Raw genomic sequence first — 18,697 nt, 5'->3', positions numbered from 1 at the left:
CGCTCTTCGGCTTCCAGCTTCCAGCTTCCAGCCCCCTGTCCCCTCTATGCCCCTACCATCCCGCCTGCTCTCCGCCCTGGCCCCCTGGCGCCAGGCCCCGGCGTGGCGGGTAGGCTTCTCCGGTGGGTTGGATTCCTCCGTGCTGTTGCACCTGCTGGTACAACTGACCAAGACTGAATCCCTGCCGCCTCTGTCCGCCATCCATGTCCACCACGGCCTGCAGGCCGCGGCCGACGCCTGGCCGGCGCACTGCGAGGCGTTCTGCCGCGAGCTGGGCGTTCCTCTGCTGGTCGAACGGGTAACGGTACCGACGGGCGCGAGCCTGGAGCAGGCCGCGCGTCGTGCACGCTACGAGGCTTTTGCGAAACACCTGAAAACGGGCGACTGCCTGCTGGCCGCCCAGCACCGCGACGACCAGGCCGAGACCCTGCTGTTCCGCCTGCTGCGCGGCGCCGGTGTGCGTGGCCTGGCCGGCATTCCCGCAGCCCGGCCGCTGGGGCGAGGCATGCTGCTGCGGCCCTTGCTGGACGTCTCCCGCGCCGAACTCGAAGCCTACGCTCGCGAGCATGGCCTGCGCTGGATCGAAGACCCGTCCAACACCGATACCGCCTTCGCCCGCAACTACCTGCGCCAGCGCGTGCTGCCGCTGCTCGCCGAGCGCTGGCCGCGGGCTGTGGATAACATCGCCCGCAGCGCCGCGCACCTGGCCGAGGCCGAGGCGCTGCTGGCCGAACTGGCGCAGCAGGACCTGGCGGCGGCGCTGCCCGGCAACGACTTCGACTGGCTGCATGTACCTTCGCTGGCCCTCGCGCCGCTGCTGGCGCTTGGCGAAAGCCGCCAGCGCAACGCCCTGCGCCACTGGCTGGCGCCCTTCACGCCGATGCCGGACAGCGCCCACTGGGCCGGCTGGCAGGCCCTGCGCGATGCCGCCGGGGATGCCGCGCCGGTCTGGCGCCTGGGCGGCGGCGAGCTGCAGCGCAGCGGCGGGCGGCTCTGGTGGCTGTCGGGCGCCTGGCTGCAGGCGCCGGCGTGCGAGCTGCCCTGGGACGACCCGTCGCAGCCCCTGGCGCTGCCCGGCAATGGCCTTCTGCACCTGGAAGGTGCACCGCCCGTCGGGCCGCTGCGGGTGACCTGCCGGCGCGGCGGCGAGCAGCTGGAACTGGCCCAACGCGGCCACCGCGACCTCAAGCGGCTGCTCAACGAAAGCGCCGTGCCGGCCTTCGTCCGGCCGCGGCTGCCGCTGCTCTGGCGCGGCGGGCAACTGCTCGGCGTGGCCAACCTGCCGGCGCTGCGCCAGGCCGGCGAGACGGGCTGGCGCCTGCGCTGGACAGCCCCGACGAATGACCCGGGTTTGAGCTGAAAGGGCCTTTCCGGTAGACTACGCTCCCGTCTTGTACCGCTCCCGTCGATTCCCACGGAATCGGCGGGAGTTCGCTATTGAGCGCGGCATGCGCCGCGGTTTGGGCCGCGGCCCATTCATTCGCTTCCCCGGCGGCCCAGCCGCCTAAACGCTGACATTCAGGGCTTTTCATGACGCGCTACATCTTCGTCACGGGTGGTGTTGTTTCTTCATTGGGGAAAGGCATCGCCTCGGCTTCCTTGGCTGCCATTCTGGAAGCGCGTGGCTTGAAGATCACGATGCTCAAGCTGGACCCCTACATCAACGTCGATCCGGGCACCATGAGCCCGTTCCAGCACGGTGAGGTGTTCGTCACCCACGATGGCGCCGAGACCGACCTCGACCTGGGCCATTACGAGCGCTTCGTGCGCACCACCATGACCCAGAACAACAACTTCACCACCGGCCGCGTCTACATGGACGTGCTGCGCAAGGAGCGCCGCGGCGACTACCTGGGCGCCACCGTGCAGGTGATCCCGCACATCACCGACGAGATCAAGCGGCGCATCATCAAGGGCGCCGGCGATGCCGACGTGGCCCTGGTGGAAGTCGGCGGCACCGTCGGCGACATCGAGTCGCAGCCGTTCCTCGAGGCGATCCGCCAGCTGCGCGTGGAAATCGGCTCGCGCCGCGCCATGCTGATGCACCTGACACTGGTCCCGTACATCGCCACCGCCGGCGAGACCAAGACCAAGCCGACCCAGCACTCGGTCAAGGAGCTGCGCTCCATCGGCCTGCAGCCGGACGTGCTGGTCTGCCGCTCCGACCACCCGGTGGACGTCTCCTCGCGCCGCAAGATCGCCCTGTTCACCAACGTCGAAGAGCGCGCGGTCATCTCCCTGGAAGACGTCGACACCATCTACCGCATTCCGTCGGTGCTGCATGCCCAGGGCCTGGACGACATCGTCGTCGAGCGCTTCGGCCTGGAGTGCGGCCCGGCCGACCTGTCCGAGTGGGACCGGGTGGTCGACGCCAAGCTCAACCCCGAGCGTGAAGTCACCATCGCCATGGTCGGCAAGTACATGGAACTGCTCGACGCCTACAAGTCGCTGATCGAGGCCATGACCCACGCCGGCATCCAGAGCCGCACCAAGGTCAACCTGCGCTACATCGACTCCGAGGACATCGAGCAGCAGGGCACCGGCCTGCTCGACGGCGCCGACGCCATCCTGGTCCCGGGCGGCTTCGGCCTGCGCGGCGTGGAAGGCAAGATCACCGCCGTGCAGTACGCCCGCGAGAACAAGGTCCCCTACCTGGGCATCTGCCTGGGCATGCAGGTGGCGGTCATCGAATACGCCCGCAACGTGCTGGGCTGGAAGGACGCCAACTCCACCGAATTCGACAAGTCCAGCGGCCACCCGGTGGTCGGCCTGATCACCGAATGGCAGGACTCCACCGGCGCCACCGAAGTGCGCACCGAGGCCTCCGACCTGGGCGGCACCATGCGCCTGGGCGCCCAAGAATGCCAGCTCGAAGCCGGCACCCTGGTGCACGACTGCTACGGCAAGGACGTGATCGTCGAACGTCACCGCCACCGCTACGAAGTGAACAACAACCTGCTGCCGCAACTGCAGGAAGCCGGCCTGAAGATTTCCGGCCGCTCCGGCGACGGCGCCCTGGTGGAAGTGGTCGAGTCCCCGGACCATCCGTGGTTCGTCGCCTGCCAGTTCCACCCGGAGTTCACCTCCACTCCGCGTGATGGCCACCCGCTGTTCAGCGGCTTCGTCAACGCCGCCCTGAAGCAAGCCGGGAAGGCCTGAACATGAGCCAGAAGATCATCCGCGTCGGCGACATCCAGATCGGCAACGAGCTGCCCTTCGTGCTGTTCGGCGGCATGAACGTGCTGGAGTCGCGCGACCTGGCCATGCAGGTCTGCGAGGAATACGTGCGGGTCACCGAGAAGCTCGGCATCCCCTACGTGTTCAAGGCCAGCTTCGACAAGGCCAACCGCTCGTCCATCAACTCGTACCGCGGTCCGGGGCTGGAAGAGGGGCTGAAGATCTTCGAAGAGATCAAGAAGACCTTCAAGGTGCCGGTCATCACCGACGTCCACGAGCCCTTCCAGGCCGCCCCGGTGGCCGAGGTCTGCGACATCATCCAACTGCCGGCGTTCCTGTCCCGGCAGACCGACCTGGTGGTGGCCATGGCCAGGACCGGCGCGGTGATCAACATCAAGAAGGCCCAGTTCCTCGCGCCCCAGGAGATGAAACACATCCTGACCAAGTGCGAGGAAGCCGGTAACGACCAACTGATCCTCTGCGAGCGTGGCTCCTCCTTCGGTTACAACAACCTGGTGGTGGACATGCTCGGCTTCGGCATCATGAAGCAGTTCCAGTACCCGGTGTTCTTCGACGTGACCCACGCCCTGCAGATGCCGGGCGGCCGCGCCGACTCCGCCGGCGGCCGCCGCGCCCAGGTCACCGACCTGGCCAAGGCCGGCATGAGCCAGGGCCTGGCCGGCCTGTTCCTCGAGGCCCACCCGGACCCCGAGCACGCCAAGTGCGACGGCCCGTGCGCCCTGCGCTTGAACAAGCTCGAGCCTTTCCTGTCCCAGCTCAAGCAGCTGGACGACCTGGTGAAGAGTTTCCCCACCATCGAGACCGCCTGAGAACCTGACAATGTCTGCCTGCGCTTGCCCATGCTGCGTTGGAAACAATCGAAAAGATGCTCATTTACTCTATGTAAACTGCGCTTTTTCGCTTGCTTCCGCCTTGCCTGAGCTGCGCTCGGCGAGACCTTGAACAGGTTCTAAAGTCTCACCAGCCGCCCCGTTTATCTATCTTCGGAGTGTTATCAAGAATGGCAAAGATCGTCGACATCAAGGGCCGTGAGGTCCTGGACTCCCGCGGCAACCCGACCGTTGAAGCGGACGTGATCCTGGACAACGGCATCGTCGGCAGCGCCTGCGCCCCGTCCGGTGCTTCCACCGGTTCCCGCGAGGCACTCGAACTGCGCGATGGCGACAAGAGCCGTTACCTGGGCAAGGGCGTGCTGAAGGCCGTGGCCAACATCAACGGCCCGATCCGCGACCTGCTGCTGGGCAAGGACCCGGTCGAGCAGCGGGCGCTGGACCAGGCGATGATCGAACTCGACGGCACCGACAACAAGGCCAAGCTGGGCGCCAACGCCATCCTGGCCGTGTCCCTGGCCGCCGCCAAGGCCGCCGCGCAGGCCAAGGGCGTGCCGCTGTACGCGCACATCGCCGACCTGAACGGCACCCCGGGCGTGTACTCCATGCCGGTGCCGATGATGAACATCATCAACGGCGGCGAGCATGCCGACAACAACGTCGACATCCAGGAGTTCATGGTCCAGCCGGTAGGCGCCAAGACCTTCGCCGACGCGTTGCGCATGGGCGCCGAGATCTTCCACCACCTCAAGGCCGTGCTGAAGGCCCGTGGCCTGAGCACCTCGGTGGGCGACGAAGGCGGTTTCGCACCGAACCTGGCTTCCAACGAAGACGCCCTGGCCGCCATCGCCGAAGCCGTGGCCAACGCCGGCTACAAGCTGGGTGACGACGTGACCCTGGCCCTGGACTGCGCCTCCAGCGAATTCTTCAAGGACGGCAAGTACGACCTCGAAGGCGAAGGCAAGGTGTTCGACGCCGCCGGCTTCGCCGATTACCTGGCCGGCCTGGCCGAGCGCTTCCCGATCATCTCCATCGAAGACGGCATGGACGAGTCCGACTGGGCCGGCTGGAAAGTCCTCACCGACAAGATCGGCGGCAAGGTGCAACTGGTCGGCGACGACCTGTTCGTGACCAACACCAAGATCCTCAAGGAAGGCATCGAGAAGGGCATCGGCAACTCCATCCTGATCAAGTTCAACCAGATCGGCTCGCTGACCGAGACCCTCGAAGCCATCCAGATGGCCAAGGCTGCCGGCTACACCGCGGTGATCTCGCACCGCAGCGGCGAAACCGAGGACAGCACCATCGCCGACCTGGCCGTAGGCACCGCCGCCGGCCAGATCAAGACCGGTTCGCTGTGCCGTTCCGACCGCGTGTCCAAGTACAACCAGCTGCTGCGCATCGAAGAGCAGCTGGGCGCCAAGGCGCCGTACCGTGGCCGCGCGGAATTCCGCGGCTGAGGCTAGTCTGGTACGGTGAAGGGGTGGCGCGAGCCACCCCTTCGCACATGGAGTCCACAATTGCGTCTGAGTAAGCTGCGCAGCCCCTACTGGCTGTTCCTCGTCCTGCTCCTGGGCCTCGCCGGCCTGCAGTATCGCCTGTGGGTAGGGGACGGCAGCCTGGCGCAAGTGCGCGAGCTGGAGAAGCAGATCGCCGACCAGCAGGGCGAGAACCAGCGCCTGCTCGAGCGCAACCGCATCCTCGAGGCCGAGGTGGCGGAACTGAAGAAAGGCACCGAGACGGTCGAGGAGCGTGCCCGCCACGAACTCGGCATGGTCAAGGACAAGGAAACCCTCTACCAGCTGGCGCAATGAAATTCCGCGACATCTCCCTGCCGGCCTTCTGGGCCGTGATCCCCGCCGCGGGCATCGGTTCGCGGATGCGCGCCGACCGCCCCAAGCAATACCTCGACCTCGCCGGCCGCAGCATTCTCGAACATACCCTCGACTGCTTCCTCGGCCACCCCATGCTCAAGGGCCTGGTGGTCTGCCTGGCGCCTGACGATCCCTGGTGGCCGAACCTGCCCTGTGCCGCCGACCCGCGCATCCTGCGTGCCGAAGGCGGCCGCGAGCGCGCGGACTCCGTACTCAACGGCCTGCTGCTGCTCAACGAACGGGGCGCCGCCAGCGACGACTGGGTGCTGGTGCACGACGCGGCGCGACCGAACCTGAGCCGCGGCGACCTGGACCGGCTGCTCGGCGAACTGGACAACGACCCGGTGGGCGGCCTGCTCGGCGTGCCGGCGCGGGACACGCTCAAGCGCGTCGGCGCCGATGGCCGGGTGCTGGAAACCGTCGACCGCAGCGTGGTCTGGCAGGCCTACACGCCGCAGATGTTCCACCTCGGCGCCCTGCACCGCGCCCTGGCCGATGCCCTGGTGGCGGGGGCGGCGATCACCGACGAGGCCTCGGCGATGGAGTGGGCCGGCAACGCGCCGAAGATGGTCGAAGGCCGCGCCGACAACATCAAGGTCACCACCCCGGAAGACCTGCAGCGGCTGCAACGGACTTTCGGAAAACGCTGAAACCATGAAGCGCCTTGCGAGGTTCCTGCCCAGGCTCGAAGGCGACTTGCACCGCATCCTGCGCTGGGCCGGCGACGGCTGGCGCATGCCCTGGCTGTGCCTGGGCCTGGCGCTGCTGGGTACCTGCACCGCCGCCTACCCGATCACCTCTGTGGTGGTGCCGGCGGTCCTGGTGGCGCCACGGCGCTGGGGCGGCATAGCACTGAGCGCCGCCTTGGGCAGCGCGCTGGGGGCGCTGCTGCTGGTGATCGTCCTGCACCACATGGGCTGGGCCAGCCTGTACGCCCATTTCCCGCAATTGCTGCAGGACCCAAGCTGGGCGCAGGTGATGGACTGGACCCGCCGCTACGGCCTGCTGGCGCTGTTCCTGGTGTCCATCTCGCCGCTGCCGCAGACGCCGGCGTTGGTGGTGCTGTCCAACGTGCCGCTGCACTATCCCGGCGTGCTGCTGGCGATCTTCACCGGCAAGTTGCTCAAGTACCTGGCATTCGCCTGGGTCGGCTCGCGCTTCCCCGGGCACATCCACGATTTCCTGCACCGCCACGGCCGCAATACCGGCCGTGGCGATTCGGCCTAGGCGGGCCTTGCCCGCGATTTCGCGCGCAGGGCGCGCTCCTACAAGGTGGGGTTGTGCGTAGGAGCAATTGTTTATTGGGTTCCCGCGAACGCGGGAACCCAATAAACAACGTAGGAGCGGTGTGGGCGCTTTTCGTAGGAGCGAGCTTGCTCGCGAATGAGCCCGCAGCGGAGTCCGTTCGCGAGCAAGCTCGCTCCTACGAGAAACCCCGCCCGCATGGGGATCGCCAGGGCTCACCCCAACAACGGCACCTCGATGAGAAAACGGAACAGCGCCCCATGCTGTTCCACCGCCAGGCAGTTGTAACCGTGGCGCTTTGTATCCTCGGGGATGCCGTGCACCGACTGCGAGCAGTCGGTGACCACTTCCAGCAGGTCGCCCGGCTTCAGCGTCTCCAGGGTTTCCAGGGTGGCGATGGCGTTGTACGGGCAGTGCTCGCCGCGCAGGTCAAGCGACAGCGTCGGCGTCTTGTTCGCGCTCATTGGCGGGTTTCCTCGAATGGGTGAAACGGTTGGCGTTCAACTGTACCAGCAGCATGCACAGCGCCAGGCCGGCGAAGGTCAGCAGCAGGCCGCCGCCGGGACCGAACATCTGCAGCAGGTTGAGCTTGGGATAGGGTAGGGCCAGGGCGCTGCCCAGCGCATCCCAGTACACCGCCACCAGGGTGCCGCCGATGACGTTGCCGACGCCGACCACCCAGAAATGCACCTGGCCTTCCATCGAGCGGTACATCCAGCCGGTCTCGCAGCCGCCGGCGAGGACGATGCCGATGCCGAACAGCACGCCGCCGATCACCGCGTTGGGGCCCATCCAGAAGGTCTTCGGCGCCACGCCCAGGTGGATCGCCGCGAAGGTGCCGACGCAGGCCGCGGCCATGCCCAGCAGGATGCCGAAGGCGGCCTTGGTCCGGCCGGTGGTCCAGAGGTCGCGGGCGGCGCTGGTGAAGCAGATCTGCGCGCGTTCGATCAGGCCGCCGAACAGCAGGCCGAACAGGGTGGCCAGGCCCAGCACCAGCGACACCTCGAAGCGCCAGGCGGCGAACAGCGCGGCCACGGCCAGCACCGCCAGGCCCAGGCGCCACTGCACTTTCGCGCGGCGGGCGAGGCTGGCCGCGTCGGGCAGGCTGGCGGCCTTGCCGGTGACCTTCAGCGGCGTGCGCAGGAACGGCAGCAGGCTCAGCTTCACGCCGAACCAGGCGCCGATCACGGTGGAAAGCATGAAGGCCCAGGCATGCACCGAGAACATCGGGATGCCGGTGAAGAACGCCGCCAGGTTGCAGCCCATGGCCAGGCGCGCGCCGAAGCCGGCGATGATGCCGCCCACCAGGCCCTGCAGCAGGCGGCGTCGGCTGGTCGGCCAGCGCAGGCTGACGTTGCCGGCCCAGAGCGCGCAGCACAGCGCGCCGAGGAACATGCCGATGATCATCACCCCGTCGATGCGGTCCAGCGGCGTGCCCTGCAGGCCGATGATCTTGAAGTAGCTCCAGTCCTGCACCGGCACGCCGAACCAGGACAGCACGTGGCCGCCCCAGCGGGTGAACTCCCCGGTGACGGCCCAGAAGGTCCCGGTCAGGGCGAAGTAGTAGGCAGAGGCGACGCCGAGCGCGACCAGGGTCGGCAGCGGTGACCAGAAGCGCAGCAGGTAGCGCTCGCGGAAGGCAGAAAGAGCGGACATGGCGGCATCCTTGGCAGGGTAGCGTGGTAAACCGGTAATTCTAACCGAATCGCCGGAAACCACCCTGTTTCAGGACAACCCCGGATGCGTCCGCTGCAGGCCGTCCTTGAGGAAGTCCACCAGTTGCCGCACCTTCGGCGACAGATGCCGCTGCTGTGGGTACAGCGCCCAGACCGCGGTGTTCGGCGGCTGGTGTTCCTCCAGCAGGGAAACCAGCCGCCCGCTGCGCAGGTGCTCCAGCACGTAGTAGTCCGGCAACTGGCACAGGCCGAAGCCGCGCAGCGCGGCGTCGAGCACCGCCTGGCCGCTGTTGCAGCGCCAGTTGCCCTGCACGCGGTGCTGCGTCTCGCGGCTGTCCTCGAGGAAGGTCCAGATGTCGCTGCTGCCCACCAGGCAGTTGTGCTGCGCCAATTCTGCCGGCGAACGCGGCGCGCCGTGGCGCTCCAGGTAGCCGGGCGTGGCGCACAGGTACATCAGCCGCGGCGCCAGGCGCGTGGCCACCAGGCGCGAGTCGCTCAGGCGGCCGAGGCGGATGGCCAGGTCGAAGCCCTCGTGGAGCAGGTCGAGCTGGCGGTTGGACAGCTCGATGTCCACCCGCAGCTGCGGGTAGTCGGCCATGAAGGCGTTCACCAGCGGCACCACGAAGCGCTCGCCGTAGGCCACCGCGCAGGTCATGCGCAGCAGGCCCTTGGGCTCGGCGGAGAGGTCGCTGACCGCGCGCAGCGCCTCGTCGCGGGCGTCCTGCAGGCGCTGGCAGTGTTGCAGGAAGGTCTGCCCGGCTTCGCTCAGCGACACGCGGCGGGTGCTGCGGTAGAGCAGACGGGTCTGCAGGCGTTCCTCCAGGCGGGCGATCTGCCGGCTGACGTGGGAGGAGGACACGCCCAGGCGTTCGGCGGCGGCGGTGAACTGCCCGGTTTCCGCCACCGCGACGAATTCGTCGAGGCCTTCCCAGCGATTCATCTGGATTGTCCCTGTATGGCAATAAAGTTTTGATTATTGCCTGATTATTTCTTTCCAGGCACTTTTCTACACTTCCAAGGCTGTGCCCCGCGTTTTTCGCCGGGCCACCCGGTTTCCGCCGGCATCCATCGCCGGCCGCTTCCGCCCCGAAGGCGGAGGCCCATGCATCAACCCGCCAGGAGTTCCGAGATGATCAAGTCCCGTGCCGCCGTCGCCTTCGCCCCCAACCAGCCGCTGCAGGTGGTCGAGGTGGACGTGGCGCCGCCGAAGAAGGGCGAGGTGCTGGTACGCATCGTCGCCACCGGGGTCTGCCACACCGACGCCTACACCCTGTCCGGCGAGGATTCCGAAGGCGTCTTCCCGTGCATCCTCGGTCACGAGGGTGGCGGCATCGTCGAAGCGGTGGGCGAGGGCGTGACCTCGCTGCAGGTTGGCGACCACGTGATCCCGCTGTATACCGCCGAATGCCGCGAGTGCAAATTCTGCAAATCCGGCAAGACCAATCTCTGCCAGGCCGTGCGCGCCACCCAGGGCAAGGGCCTGATGCCCGACGGCACCAGCCGCTTCTCCTACAACGGCCAGCCGATCTACCACTACATGGGCTGCTCGACCTTCTCCGAGTACACCGTGCTGCCGGAAATCTCCCTGGCCAAGATTCCCAAGGACGCCCCGCTGGAGAAGGTCTGCCTGCTCGGCTGCGGCGTCACCACCGGCATCGGCGCCGTGCTCAACACCGCCAAGGTGGAAGAGGGCGCCACCGTGGCGATCTTCGGCCTGGGCGGCATTGGCCTGGCGGCGATCATCGGCGCCAGGATGGCCAAGGCCTCGCGGATCATCGCCGTCGACATCAACCCGGCCAAGTTCGACATCGCCAGGGAACTGGGCGCCACCGACTTCGTCAATCCGAAGGACCACCAGAAGCCGATCCAGGACGTCATCGTCGAGATGACCGACGGCGGCGTGGACTACTCCTTCGAGTGCGTCGGCAACGTGCAGCTGATGCGCGCGGCGCTGGAGTGCTGCCACAAGGGCTGGGGCGAGTCGACCATCATCGGCGTCGCCGGCGCCGGCCAGGAGATCAGCACCCGGCCGTTCCAGCTGGTCACCGGGCGCGTCTGGCGCGGTTCGGCGTTCGGCGGCGTGCGCGGCCGCACCGAGCTGCCCAGCTACGTGGAGAAGGCGCAGAAGGGCGAAATCCCGCTGGACACCTTCATCACCCACACCATGGGCCTGGACAAGATCAACGAGGCCTTCGACCTGATGCACGAAGGCAAGAGCATCCGCTCGGTCATCCATTACTGAAAAGCCGACGAGAGCGCTGGAGGCTGAAGGCTATACGTAGCGCTTTTTCGTCCAGCCTCCAGCGCTTTCCTCGTCCTTACACGGAGCTTTTTATGGAAATCGTCGAGGCCTTCGACCTGATGCACGAAGGCAAGAGCATCCACTTGGTCATCCATTACTGAAAAGCCGACGGGAGCGCTGGAGGCTGAAGGCTATACGTAGCGCTTTTTCGTCCAGCCTCCAGCGTTTTCCTCGTCCTTACACGGAGCTTTTTATGGAAATCGTCGAGGCCTTCGACCTGATGCACGAAGGCAAGAGCATCCACTTGGTCATCCATTACTGAAAAGCCGACGAGAGCGCTGGAGGCTGAAGGCTATACGTAGCGCTTTTTCGTCCAGCCTCCAGCGCTTTCCTCGTCTTTACACGGAGCTTTTTATGGAAATCGTCTCCAGCACCAAGAGCTTCGGCGGCTGGCACCAGCGCTACCGCCACCGTTCCCAGGCGCTCGGCTGCGACATGGTGTTCGCCATCTACCTGCCGCCCCAGGCCGAGCCCGAGGCCGGACTGCCGGTGCTCTACTGGCTGTCGGGGCTGACCTGCACCGACGAGAACTTCATGCAGAAGGCCGGCGCCCAGCGTCTGGCCGCCGAACTGGGCCTGGTGATAGTGGCGCCGGACACCAGCCCGCGTGGCGCGGACGTGCCGGGCGACCCGGAGGGCGCCTGGGACTTCGGCCTGGGCGCCGGCTTCTACCTCAACGCCACCCAGGAACCCTGGGCGCGCAACTACCGCATGCACGACTACGTGGTGCACGAGTTGCCGGCGCTGATCGAGGATAACTTCCCGGTCTCCAGCCGCCGCGGCATCGCCGGGCACTCCATGGGTGGCCACGGCGCGCTGGTCTGCGCGCTGCGCAATCCGGGGCGCTACCAGTCGCTGTCGGCCTTCGCGCCCATCGCTCATCCCAGCGACTGCCCCTGGGGGCAGAAGGCCTTCGGCCGCTACCTGGGCGAAGACCGCAGCGCCTGGGCCGAGTGGGATGCCTGCGAACTGCTGGCCAGCGCGAGCGAGCGCCTGCCGATCCTGGTCGACCAGGGCGAGCGCGACGACTTCCTCGCCACCCAGCTCAAGCCCGAGGCCCTGCGCCAGGCGGCGGAAGCGGCGGGGCACCCGCTGGAGCTGCGCCTGCACCCGGGCTACGACCACAGCTACTACTTCATCGCCAGCTTCATCGACGACCACCTGCGCCACCACGCGCGGGCGCTGTCCTGAAGGCGTCGCGGCTTTCCGGTAGAATCGACGCCCTGACTGACTCAGGGCGTTTTTCTATGCGTATCGGCCATGGCTACGACGTACACCGCTTCGGCGAGGGCGACTTCATCACCCTCGGCGGCGTGCGCATCCCCCACAAGTTCGGGCTCATCGCCCACTCCGACGGCGACGTGCTGCTGCACGCGCTGAGCGACGCGCTGCTCGGCGCCTGCGCCCTGGGGGACATCGGCAAGCACTTCCCCGATACCGATCCGCGTTTCAAGGGCGCCGACAGCCGCGCGCTGCTGCGCCACGTGGTGGCCCTGGTGCACGGGAAGGGCTACGTGATCGGCAACGTCGACGCCACCATCATCGCCCAGGCGCCGAAGATGGCGCCGCACATCGAAGCCATGCGCGGCAGCATCGCCGAGGACCTGCAGGTCGACCTCGACCAGGTCAACGTCAAGGCCACCACCACCGAGAAGCTCGGCTTCACCGGGCGCGAGGAAGGCATTGCGGTGCACGCCGTCGCCCTGCTGGCCCGCCCATGACCGAGCTGGAACTGCTGGGCCCGCGCGCCCATGGCGAACCCTGCGGGCAGGCGGTGCTCAAGGCGGTGGCCGAGGACTTCCAGGTCGACGAGGTGCTGGACATCCCGCTGTCTGGCGAAGGCGAACACCTCTGGCTATGGGTGGAGAAGCGCGGGCTGAACACCGAGGATGCCGCGCGCCGCCTGGCCCGTGCGGCTGGAGTGTCGCAGCGGCTGATCAGCTATGCCGGGCTCAAGGATCGCCAGGCCCTGACGCGCCAGTGGTTCAGCCTGCACCTGCCGGGCAAGGCCGACCCCGACCTGACCGCGGCCGAGGACGACGCCCTGCGCATCCTCAAGCGCACCCGCCACCAGCGCAAGCTGCAGCGTGGCGCCCACGCGGCCAACGGCTTCACCCTGCGCCTGACGCAACTGCAAGGCGAGCACCAGGCGCTCGACGAGCGGCTGCGACGTATCGCCGCCGAGGGCGTGCCCAACTATTTCGGCAGCCAGCGCTTCGGCTTCGACGGCGGCAACGTCGTGGACGCCCGCAGCTGTGCCGAGCGCGGCATCCTGCCGGAGCAGCGCAACCTGCGCTCGCGCCTGCTCTCGGCCGGACGCAGCTACCTGTTCAACCAGGTGCTGGCGCGGCGGGTGACGGACGGTAGCTGGAACCACGCCCAGGTCGGCGACCTGCTGGCCTTCACCGACAGCCGCAGTTTCTTCCCGGCGGGCGAGGCGGAATGCGCCGACCCGCGCCTGGCCGAACTCGACCTGCACCCCACCGGACCGCTCTGGGGCAAGGGCGCCTCGCCGGCCGGCGGCGCCAGCGGCGAGCTGGAAAATGCCGTGGGCGCCGCCGAAGTGGCGCTTTGCCAGTGGCTGGGCAATGCTGACCTGGCGCACGAACGGCGCATCCTGCGCCTCCCCATCCAGGCCCTGGCATGGCATTATCCGGCCCCTGACATTCTGCAACTGGAATTCGTCCTGCCGGCAGGCTGCTTCGCCACCGTCGTCGTGCGCGAGCTGGTCGAGCTGGTACCGGCAGGGCAGACGGAAAACCCATGCGCATACTGATTGCCAACGACGACGGGGTGAACGCACCCGGTATCGCCGCGCTTTACGACGCGCTGAGCGAACATGCCGAATGCGTGGTGGTCGCTCCCGAACAGGACCGCAGCGGCGCCAGCAGCTCGCTGACCCTGGACCGGCCGCTGCACGCGCAGCGCCTGAGCAATGGATTCATCGGCGTCGACGGTACGCCGACCGACTGCGTGCACCTGGGCCTCAACGGCCTGCTGGACACCTTGCCGGACATGGTCGTCTCGGGTATCAACCTGGGCGCCAACCTGGGCGATGACGTGCTCTATTCCGGCACCGTGGCCGCCGCCATCGAGGGCCGCTTCCTGGAGCGGCCGGCGTTCGCCTTCTCGCTGCTCTCGCGGCAGCCGGACAACCTCTACAGCGCCATGCACTTCGCCCGCCTGCTGGTGCAGAACCACGAGCGGCTCGAACTGCCGCCGCGCACCGTACTCAACGTCAACATCCCGAACCTGCCGCTGGAACGCATCCGCGGCGTCCAGCTGACCCGCCTGGGCCACCGCAAGCGCGCCGCGGCGCCGGTCAAGGTGGTCAATCCGCGCGGGCGCGAAGGCTACTGGATCGCGGCGGCGGGCGACGTCGAGGACGGCGGCGAGGGCACTGACTTCCATGCGGTGATGCAGGGCTACGTCTCGGTCACGCCGCTGCAACTGGACCGAACCTTCCGCGAGGCGTTCAATGGACTGCAGGACTGGATCGGAGGGCTGGACCATGGCCGATGAACTGAGCCGCCGCGGCATCGGCATGACCTCCCAGCGCACCCGCGAAAGGCTGATCCAGCGCCTGTACGAGGAAGGCCTATCCAACGCCCGGGTGCTCGAGGTGATCCGCCGCACGCCGCGCCACCTGTTCGTCGACGAGGCGCTGTCGCACCGCGCCTACGAGGACACCGCGCTGCCCATCGGCCACAATCAGACCATCTCGCAACCCTTCATGGTGGCGCGGATGACCGAGCTGCTGCTGGCCGCCGGCCCCCTGGACAAGGTGCTGGAGATCGGCACCGGCTCCGGCTACCAGACCGCGGTGCTGGCGCAACTGGTCGAGCGGGTGTTCTCCGTCGAGCGGATTCAGGCCCTGCAGGACCGCGCCAAGGAGCGCCTTGCGGAGCTAAACCTGAGAAATGTTGTCTTTCGCTGGGGGGATGGCTGGGAAGGCTGGTCGGCGCTGGCACCGTACAACGGTATCATCGTCACCGCGGCAGCCGCCGAGGTCCCGCAGGCGCTGCTCGACCAGTTGGCGCCGGGCGGGCGCCTGGTGATCCCGGTGGGCAGCGGCGAAGTGCAGCAACTGATGCTGATCGAGCGCACCGGCGACGGATTCGACCGGCGCGTGCTGGATTCGGTGCGCTTCGTTCCCCTGCTCAACGGCCCCCTGGGCTGAACGGCGGCGGGAGCGCCGTCGCGCGGCCAGGGGAAGCATAACGGCGAGATGCAGGGCACATATTCGATGGATAAGGGGGAAGGGGTGAGCCCTATCGCGGCCCAGAAGCAATGGATCTGGATTCGGAGCGGCGTTCGCTTGCTGCTGGCGGCAGCATTCTGTTCCCTGCTCGCGGCCTGCGCATCCTCCTCCGGGGGCAAGGTCAAGGTGGTCGACCGCAACCAGGCCGAGCGCACGCCGGCGACCACCAGCGGGCAGTACGTGGTGCGCCGCGGCGACACTCTGTACTCGATCGCCTTCCGCTACGGCTGGGACTGGAAGGCCTTGGCCGCGCACAACAACATCCCGCCGCCCTACACCATCCGCCCGGGGCAGGCCATTCGTTTCGGCGGCGCCGGCTCCAGCACGTCGGCACAGCCCGTCGTCGCCAAAACCACGCCGTCCGTCGCGCCGGTAGTGGTCGGCAAGCCCGCCGCCGGTTCTCCGGCACCGGCCAAGCCCGCTCCCGCGGCTACCGTCAGCAATTCGACACCCCCCGCCAGCACTGCCCCTTCGCAGGCTTCCGGCAAGGGTGTGGAGGGCTGGATGTGGCCGACCAGTGGCACTTTGATAGGCCGCTTTGCATCAAACGGGAGTTTGAATAAAGGGATTGATATAGCCGGGCAATTGGGCCAGCCTGTCCTGGCTGCGTCGAATGGCACGGTTGTGTACGCCGGTAGTGGTTTGCGGGGCTACGGCGAACTCGTGATCATCAAGCACAGCGATACCTACGTGAGTGCCTACGGCCACAACCGCAGGCTGCTCGTTCGGGAAGGGCAACAGGTCAAGGTCGGGCAGAGCATTGCCGAGATGGGCTCCACGGGCACGGACCGGGTGAAGCTGCACTTCGAGATTCGCCGTCAGGGCAAACCCGTGGACCCCTTGCAATACCTGCCTCCTCGTTGATCGACCGCCGCATCCCGCGTGGGTGAGCGGGCTTGGACGTCCCAAGGATATGGATTCGTCCGGGCTTGTTGTCGAACTCAGCAAGGGATAACGACATGGCACTCAAAAAAGAAGGGCCGGAGTTTGACGTGGATGACGAGCTGCTGTTGCTGGAGCCCGCCATCACATTCGACGAGTCACTTGCCGAAGAGCAGGTCTCACTTCAGGTCACCGGCAAGGCCAGCTCGCTGTCATCGAAGCAGCACAAGCACATCGATTACAGCCGAGCCCTGGATGCCACTCAGCTCTACCTCAACGAAATCGGTTTTTCCCCACTGCTGACTCCCGAGGAGGAGGTCCACTTCGCGCGGCTCGCGCAAAGGGGCGATCCCGCCGGGCGTCGGCGCATGATCGAAAGCAACCTGCGCCTGGTGGTGAAGATCGCCCGGCGCTACGTCAACCGCGGCCTGTCCCTGCTCGACCTGATCGAGGAAGGCAACCTGGGGTTGATCCGGGCGGTGGAGAAGTTCGATCCGGAACGGGGTTTCCGCTTCTCCACCTACGCGACATGGTGGATTCGCCAGACCATCGAACGGGCCATCATGAACCAGACCCGCACCATCCGCCTGCCGATCCACGTGGTCAAGGAACTCAACGTCTACCTGCGCGCGGCCCGCGAGCTGACGCACAAGCTGGACCACGAGCCGTCCCCCGAGGAAATCGCCAACCTGCTGGAGAAGCCGGTCGACGAGGTCAAGCGCATGCTCGGCCTCAACGAGCGGGTGACTTCGGTGGACGTGTCCCTCGGCCCGGATTCGGACAAGACGCTGCTCGACACCCTGACCGACGATCGTCCCACCGACCCCTGCGAACTGCTGCAGGATGACGATCTGAGCCAGAGCATCGACCAGTGGCTGTCCGAGTTGACCGACAAGCAGCGCGAGGTGGTGATCCGCCGCTTCGGCCTGCGCGGCCACGAAAGCAGCACCCTGGAAGAGGTCGGCCAGGAAATCGGCCTGACCCGCGAGCGGGTGCGGCAGATCCAGGTCGAGGCGCTCAAGCGCCTGCGGGAGATCCTGGAGAAGAACGGCCTGTCGAGCGACGCGCTGTTCCAGTAAGGCGCCGCCCGTAACGAAAAAGCCCGGAGCGTTGGTTGCCGGGCTTTTTTTCGCCTGTGCCAATTGTGGGAGCGGGCCTTGCCGCGAATGGGGTTTGCCGATGGTTGTTGTGCCGGGTTCCAAGAGCGCCCTCTCCCCAACCCTCTCCCGCAAGCGGGAGAGGGGGCCTTTCGTGCCACCGGGGCGTCCGGCGTGGTCGGTGTATCCAATCGCGGACATACAGGTAGCCGGGAAGCACGGCATTCCTCCCCCGTAGGAGCGGACCTTGTCCGCGATGGCCGGACGTATCGGCGCGATTCGCGGATGAGATCCGCTCCTACAGTTCCAGGAAAGCCCCGTAGGATGGGTTGAGCGAAGCGATACCCATCACCATGGCCCGATGGGTTTCGCAAGCTCAACCCATCCTACGCACCTCGACGCAGACAGTTGCTCCTACGCCCGAGCTTCGAGCTTGCGAAACCCATGCGGTTGCGCTGATGGGTATCGCTTCGCTCAACACCATCCTACGAAAAGCCATGCTCGCTCGTGCGGTAGGAGCGGACTCCCCGGCCGCTCGAACCAGGCGAGACAGCAGTTTTTGAGTTTGGTTTTGTAAGCCATCGCTTACACGTGCTGTGAGCCTTTGACGATTCGGCTTGCCGGCAAGGGGCCCTTTTCTTCAGTCTTTATAAATAACCAATTGAATTTAAAAGGCTTTATTTTCGACTGCACTAATCCTGGTCCTTCCGGGGTGCGACCCGCAGCCGCTTGCCGCTTTTGTACGGAAAGCTAATATCACTCTTGCGTACAGGGAATGACGCAGGCCGACAGGGATGCCGGTCAGGACGTCGCGGGATGCGATTCATCAGGATGATGGGGTAGGGAAAAAAGGGCGGGCCATCCCGCCCCTTTTTTTGCCCGCGAAAAAGTGCCGTCACAGATGGCACAAGGCCCGCGCGAGGCGGGCCTTGGAGCTTGGAGGATGCGATCAGCGCTCCAGGTGCTTGAGCTTGTCGGCGACGCCGTCCCACTCTTCCGCATCCGGCAACGGGTCCTTCTTCTCGGTGATGTTCGGCCAGACCTCGGCCAGATCCTTGTTCAGCTCGATGAACTCCTGCATGTTCTCCGGGACCTCGTCCTCGGAGAAGATCGCCTGTGCCGGGCATTCCGGTTCGCACAGGGCGCAGTCGATGCACTCATCCGGGTGAATCACCAGGAAGTTCGGGCCTTCGTAGAAGCAGTCCACCGGGCAGACTTCCACGCAGTCGGTGTATTTGCACTTGATGCAGTTGTCGGTGACGACGAAGGTCATTTTCTAATTCTCTCCTCAGGCGGGCGGCTAAGCGCGCGCGATTCTAGCAGCTTGTTCCG

19 protein-coding genes are annotated in these 18,697 nt (G+C 66.6%); 15 read left to right on the top strand and 4 right to left on the bottom strand.

Annotation, left to right across the window (positions count from 1 at the left end; translation table 11 throughout):
* Window positions 1–46 precede the first annotated feature (46 nt).
* From tilS to FG99_RS16585, 7 genes are all read left to right on the top strand, one after another.
* Window positions 47–1,360, top strand: coding sequence for a tRNA lysidine(34) synthetase TilS (tilS, locus tag FG99_RS16615; protein ID WP_043271170.1), 1,314 nt, complete (start codon window positions 47–49; stop codon window positions 1,358–1,360).
* Between the two features lie 170 nt (window positions 1,361–1,530).
* Window positions 1,531–3,159: a CTP synthase gene (locus FG99_RS16610; protein ID WP_009616672.1), complete on the top strand. Its 1,629-nt coding sequence runs from the start codon at window positions 1,531–1,533 to the stop codon at window positions 3,157–3,159.
* A gap of 2 nt (window positions 3,160–3,161) precedes the next feature.
* On the top strand, window positions 3,162–4,007 hold the full coding sequence (gene kdsA / locus FG99_RS16605) for a 3-deoxy-8-phosphooctulonate synthase (RefSeq protein ID WP_043271168.1): 846 nt from the start codon (window positions 3,162–3,164) through the stop codon (window positions 4,005–4,007).
* 191 nt (window positions 4,008–4,198) lie between these two features.
* Window positions 4,199–5,488 (top strand): phosphopyruvate hydratase, encoded by a 1,290-nt coding sequence (eno, locus tag FG99_RS16600; RefSeq protein WP_009616677.1) that lies wholly within the window; start codon window positions 4,199–4,201, stop codon window positions 5,486–5,488.
* A 75-nt stretch (window positions 5,489–5,563) separates the two neighbouring features.
* Window positions 5,564–5,842, top strand: a complete 279-nt coding sequence (gene ftsB / locus FG99_RS16595; protein WP_024128518.1) for a cell division protein FtsB — start codon at window positions 5,564–5,566, stop codon at window positions 5,840–5,842.
* Window positions 5,839–6,552: a 2-C-methyl-D-erythritol 4-phosphate cytidylyltransferase gene (ispD, locus tag FG99_RS16590; RefSeq protein ID WP_043271166.1), complete on the top strand. Its 714-nt coding sequence runs from the start codon at window positions 5,839–5,841 to the stop codon at window positions 6,550–6,552. Before ftsB ends, ispD begins: the two co-directional genes overlap by 4 nt.
* 4 nt (window positions 6,553–6,556) lie before the next feature.
* On the top strand, window positions 6,557–7,129 hold the full coding sequence (locus FG99_RS16585; protein ID WP_051878960.1) for a glycosyltransferase family protein: 573 nt from the start codon (window positions 6,557–6,559) through the stop codon (window positions 7,127–7,129).
* 233 nt (window positions 7,130–7,362) lie between these two features.
* On the opposite strand, the gene yedF is transcribed toward FG99_RS16585, so the two are convergent.
* The 3 genes from yedF to FG99_RS16570 form a co-directional block, all read right to left on the bottom strand.
* A complete protein-coding gene (gene yedF, locus FG99_RS16580; protein WP_009616683.1) occupies window positions 7,363–7,611 on the bottom strand; it encodes a sulfurtransferase-like selenium metabolism protein YedF in 249 nt (82 codons plus the stop codon).
* Window positions 7,577–8,803, bottom strand: coding sequence for a selenium metabolism membrane protein YedE/FdhT (gene yedE, locus FG99_RS16575; protein ID WP_051878958.1), 1,227 nt, complete (start codon window positions 8,801–8,803; stop codon window positions 7,577–7,579). The genes yedF and yedE overlap by 35 nt, the downstream gene beginning before the upstream one ends.
* 69 nt (window positions 8,804–8,872) lie before the next feature.
* Window positions 8,873–9,763: a LysR substrate-binding domain-containing protein gene (locus tag FG99_RS16570; RefSeq protein WP_009616686.1), complete on the bottom strand. Its 891-nt coding sequence runs from the start codon at window positions 9,761–9,763 to the stop codon at window positions 8,873–8,875.
* A 189-nt stretch (window positions 9,764–9,952) separates the two neighbouring features.
* Here FG99_RS16570 and FG99_RS16565 point away from each other — a divergent pair, with 189 nt between their 5' ends.
* The 8 genes from FG99_RS16565 to rpoS all read left to right on the top strand — a co-directional run bounded on the left by FG99_RS16565 (window position 9,953) and on the right by rpoS (window position 17,347).
* Window positions 9,953–11,065, top strand: a complete 1,113-nt coding sequence (locus tag FG99_RS16565) for an S-(hydroxymethyl)glutathione dehydrogenase/class III alcohol dehydrogenase (protein ID WP_043271164.1) — start codon at window positions 9,953–9,955, stop codon at window positions 11,063–11,065.
* A gap of 414 nt (window positions 11,066–11,479) precedes the next feature.
* Window positions 11,480–12,316, top strand: a complete 837-nt coding sequence (gene fghA, locus FG99_RS16560) for an S-formylglutathione hydrolase (RefSeq protein WP_043271162.1) — start codon at window positions 11,480–11,482, stop codon at window positions 12,314–12,316.
* 56 nt (window positions 12,317–12,372) lie between these two features.
* Window positions 12,373–12,846 carry a 2-C-methyl-D-erythritol 2,4-cyclodiphosphate synthase gene (gene ispF, locus FG99_RS16555; protein WP_043271160.1) on the top strand — a complete coding sequence of 158 codons (474 nt, stop codon included), beginning with the start codon at window positions 12,373–12,375 and terminating at the stop codon, window positions 12,844–12,846.
* Window positions 12,843–13,901 (top strand): tRNA pseudouridine(13) synthase TruD, encoded by a 1,059-nt coding sequence (gene truD, locus FG99_RS16550; RefSeq protein ID WP_043271158.1) that lies wholly within the window; start codon window positions 12,843–12,845, stop codon window positions 13,899–13,901. The genes ispF and truD overlap by 4 nt, the downstream gene beginning before the upstream one ends.
* Window positions 13,889–14,647, top strand: coding sequence for a 5'/3'-nucleotidase SurE (surE, locus tag FG99_RS16545; protein WP_043271156.1), 759 nt, complete (start codon window positions 13,889–13,891; stop codon window positions 14,645–14,647). The genes truD and surE overlap by 13 nt, the downstream gene beginning before the upstream one ends.
* 22 nt (window positions 14,648–14,669) lie before the next feature.
* Window positions 14,670–15,305, top strand: coding sequence for a protein-L-isoaspartate(D-aspartate) O-methyltransferase (locus FG99_RS16540; protein WP_099049128.1), 636 nt, complete (start codon window positions 14,670–14,672; stop codon window positions 15,303–15,305).
* A gap of 66 nt (window positions 15,306–15,371) precedes the next feature.
* Complete coding sequence (locus tag FG99_RS16535; protein WP_051879000.1) at window positions 15,372–16,250, top strand: peptidoglycan DD-metalloendopeptidase family protein; 879 nt, start codon at window positions 15,372–15,374, stop codon at window positions 16,248–16,250.
* 95 nt (window positions 16,251–16,345) lie between these two features.
* Window positions 16,346–17,347, top strand: coding sequence for an RNA polymerase sigma factor RpoS (rpoS, locus tag FG99_RS16530; RefSeq protein ID WP_009616703.1), 1,002 nt, complete (start codon window positions 16,346–16,348; stop codon window positions 17,345–17,347).
* A gap of 967 nt (window positions 17,348–18,314) precedes the next feature.
* Here rpoS and fdxA read toward each other — a convergent pair.
* Window positions 18,315–18,638 carry a ferredoxin FdxA gene (gene fdxA / locus FG99_RS16525; protein ID WP_009616706.1) on the bottom strand — a complete coding sequence of 108 codons (324 nt, stop codon included), beginning with the start codon at window positions 18,636–18,638 and terminating at the stop codon, window positions 18,315–18,317.
* Window positions 18,639–18,697: the final 59 nt, after the last annotated feature.

Source organism: Pseudomonas sp. AAC, assembly GCF_000725445.1.
In the GTDB taxonomy this organism is placed as follows: Bacteria; Pseudomonadota; Gammaproteobacteria; order Pseudomonadales; family Pseudomonadaceae; genus Pseudomonas; species Pseudomonas citronellolis.
Note: the sequence above shows the minus strand (reverse complement) of the source record. Positions and strands in the feature narration are given on the sequence as shown.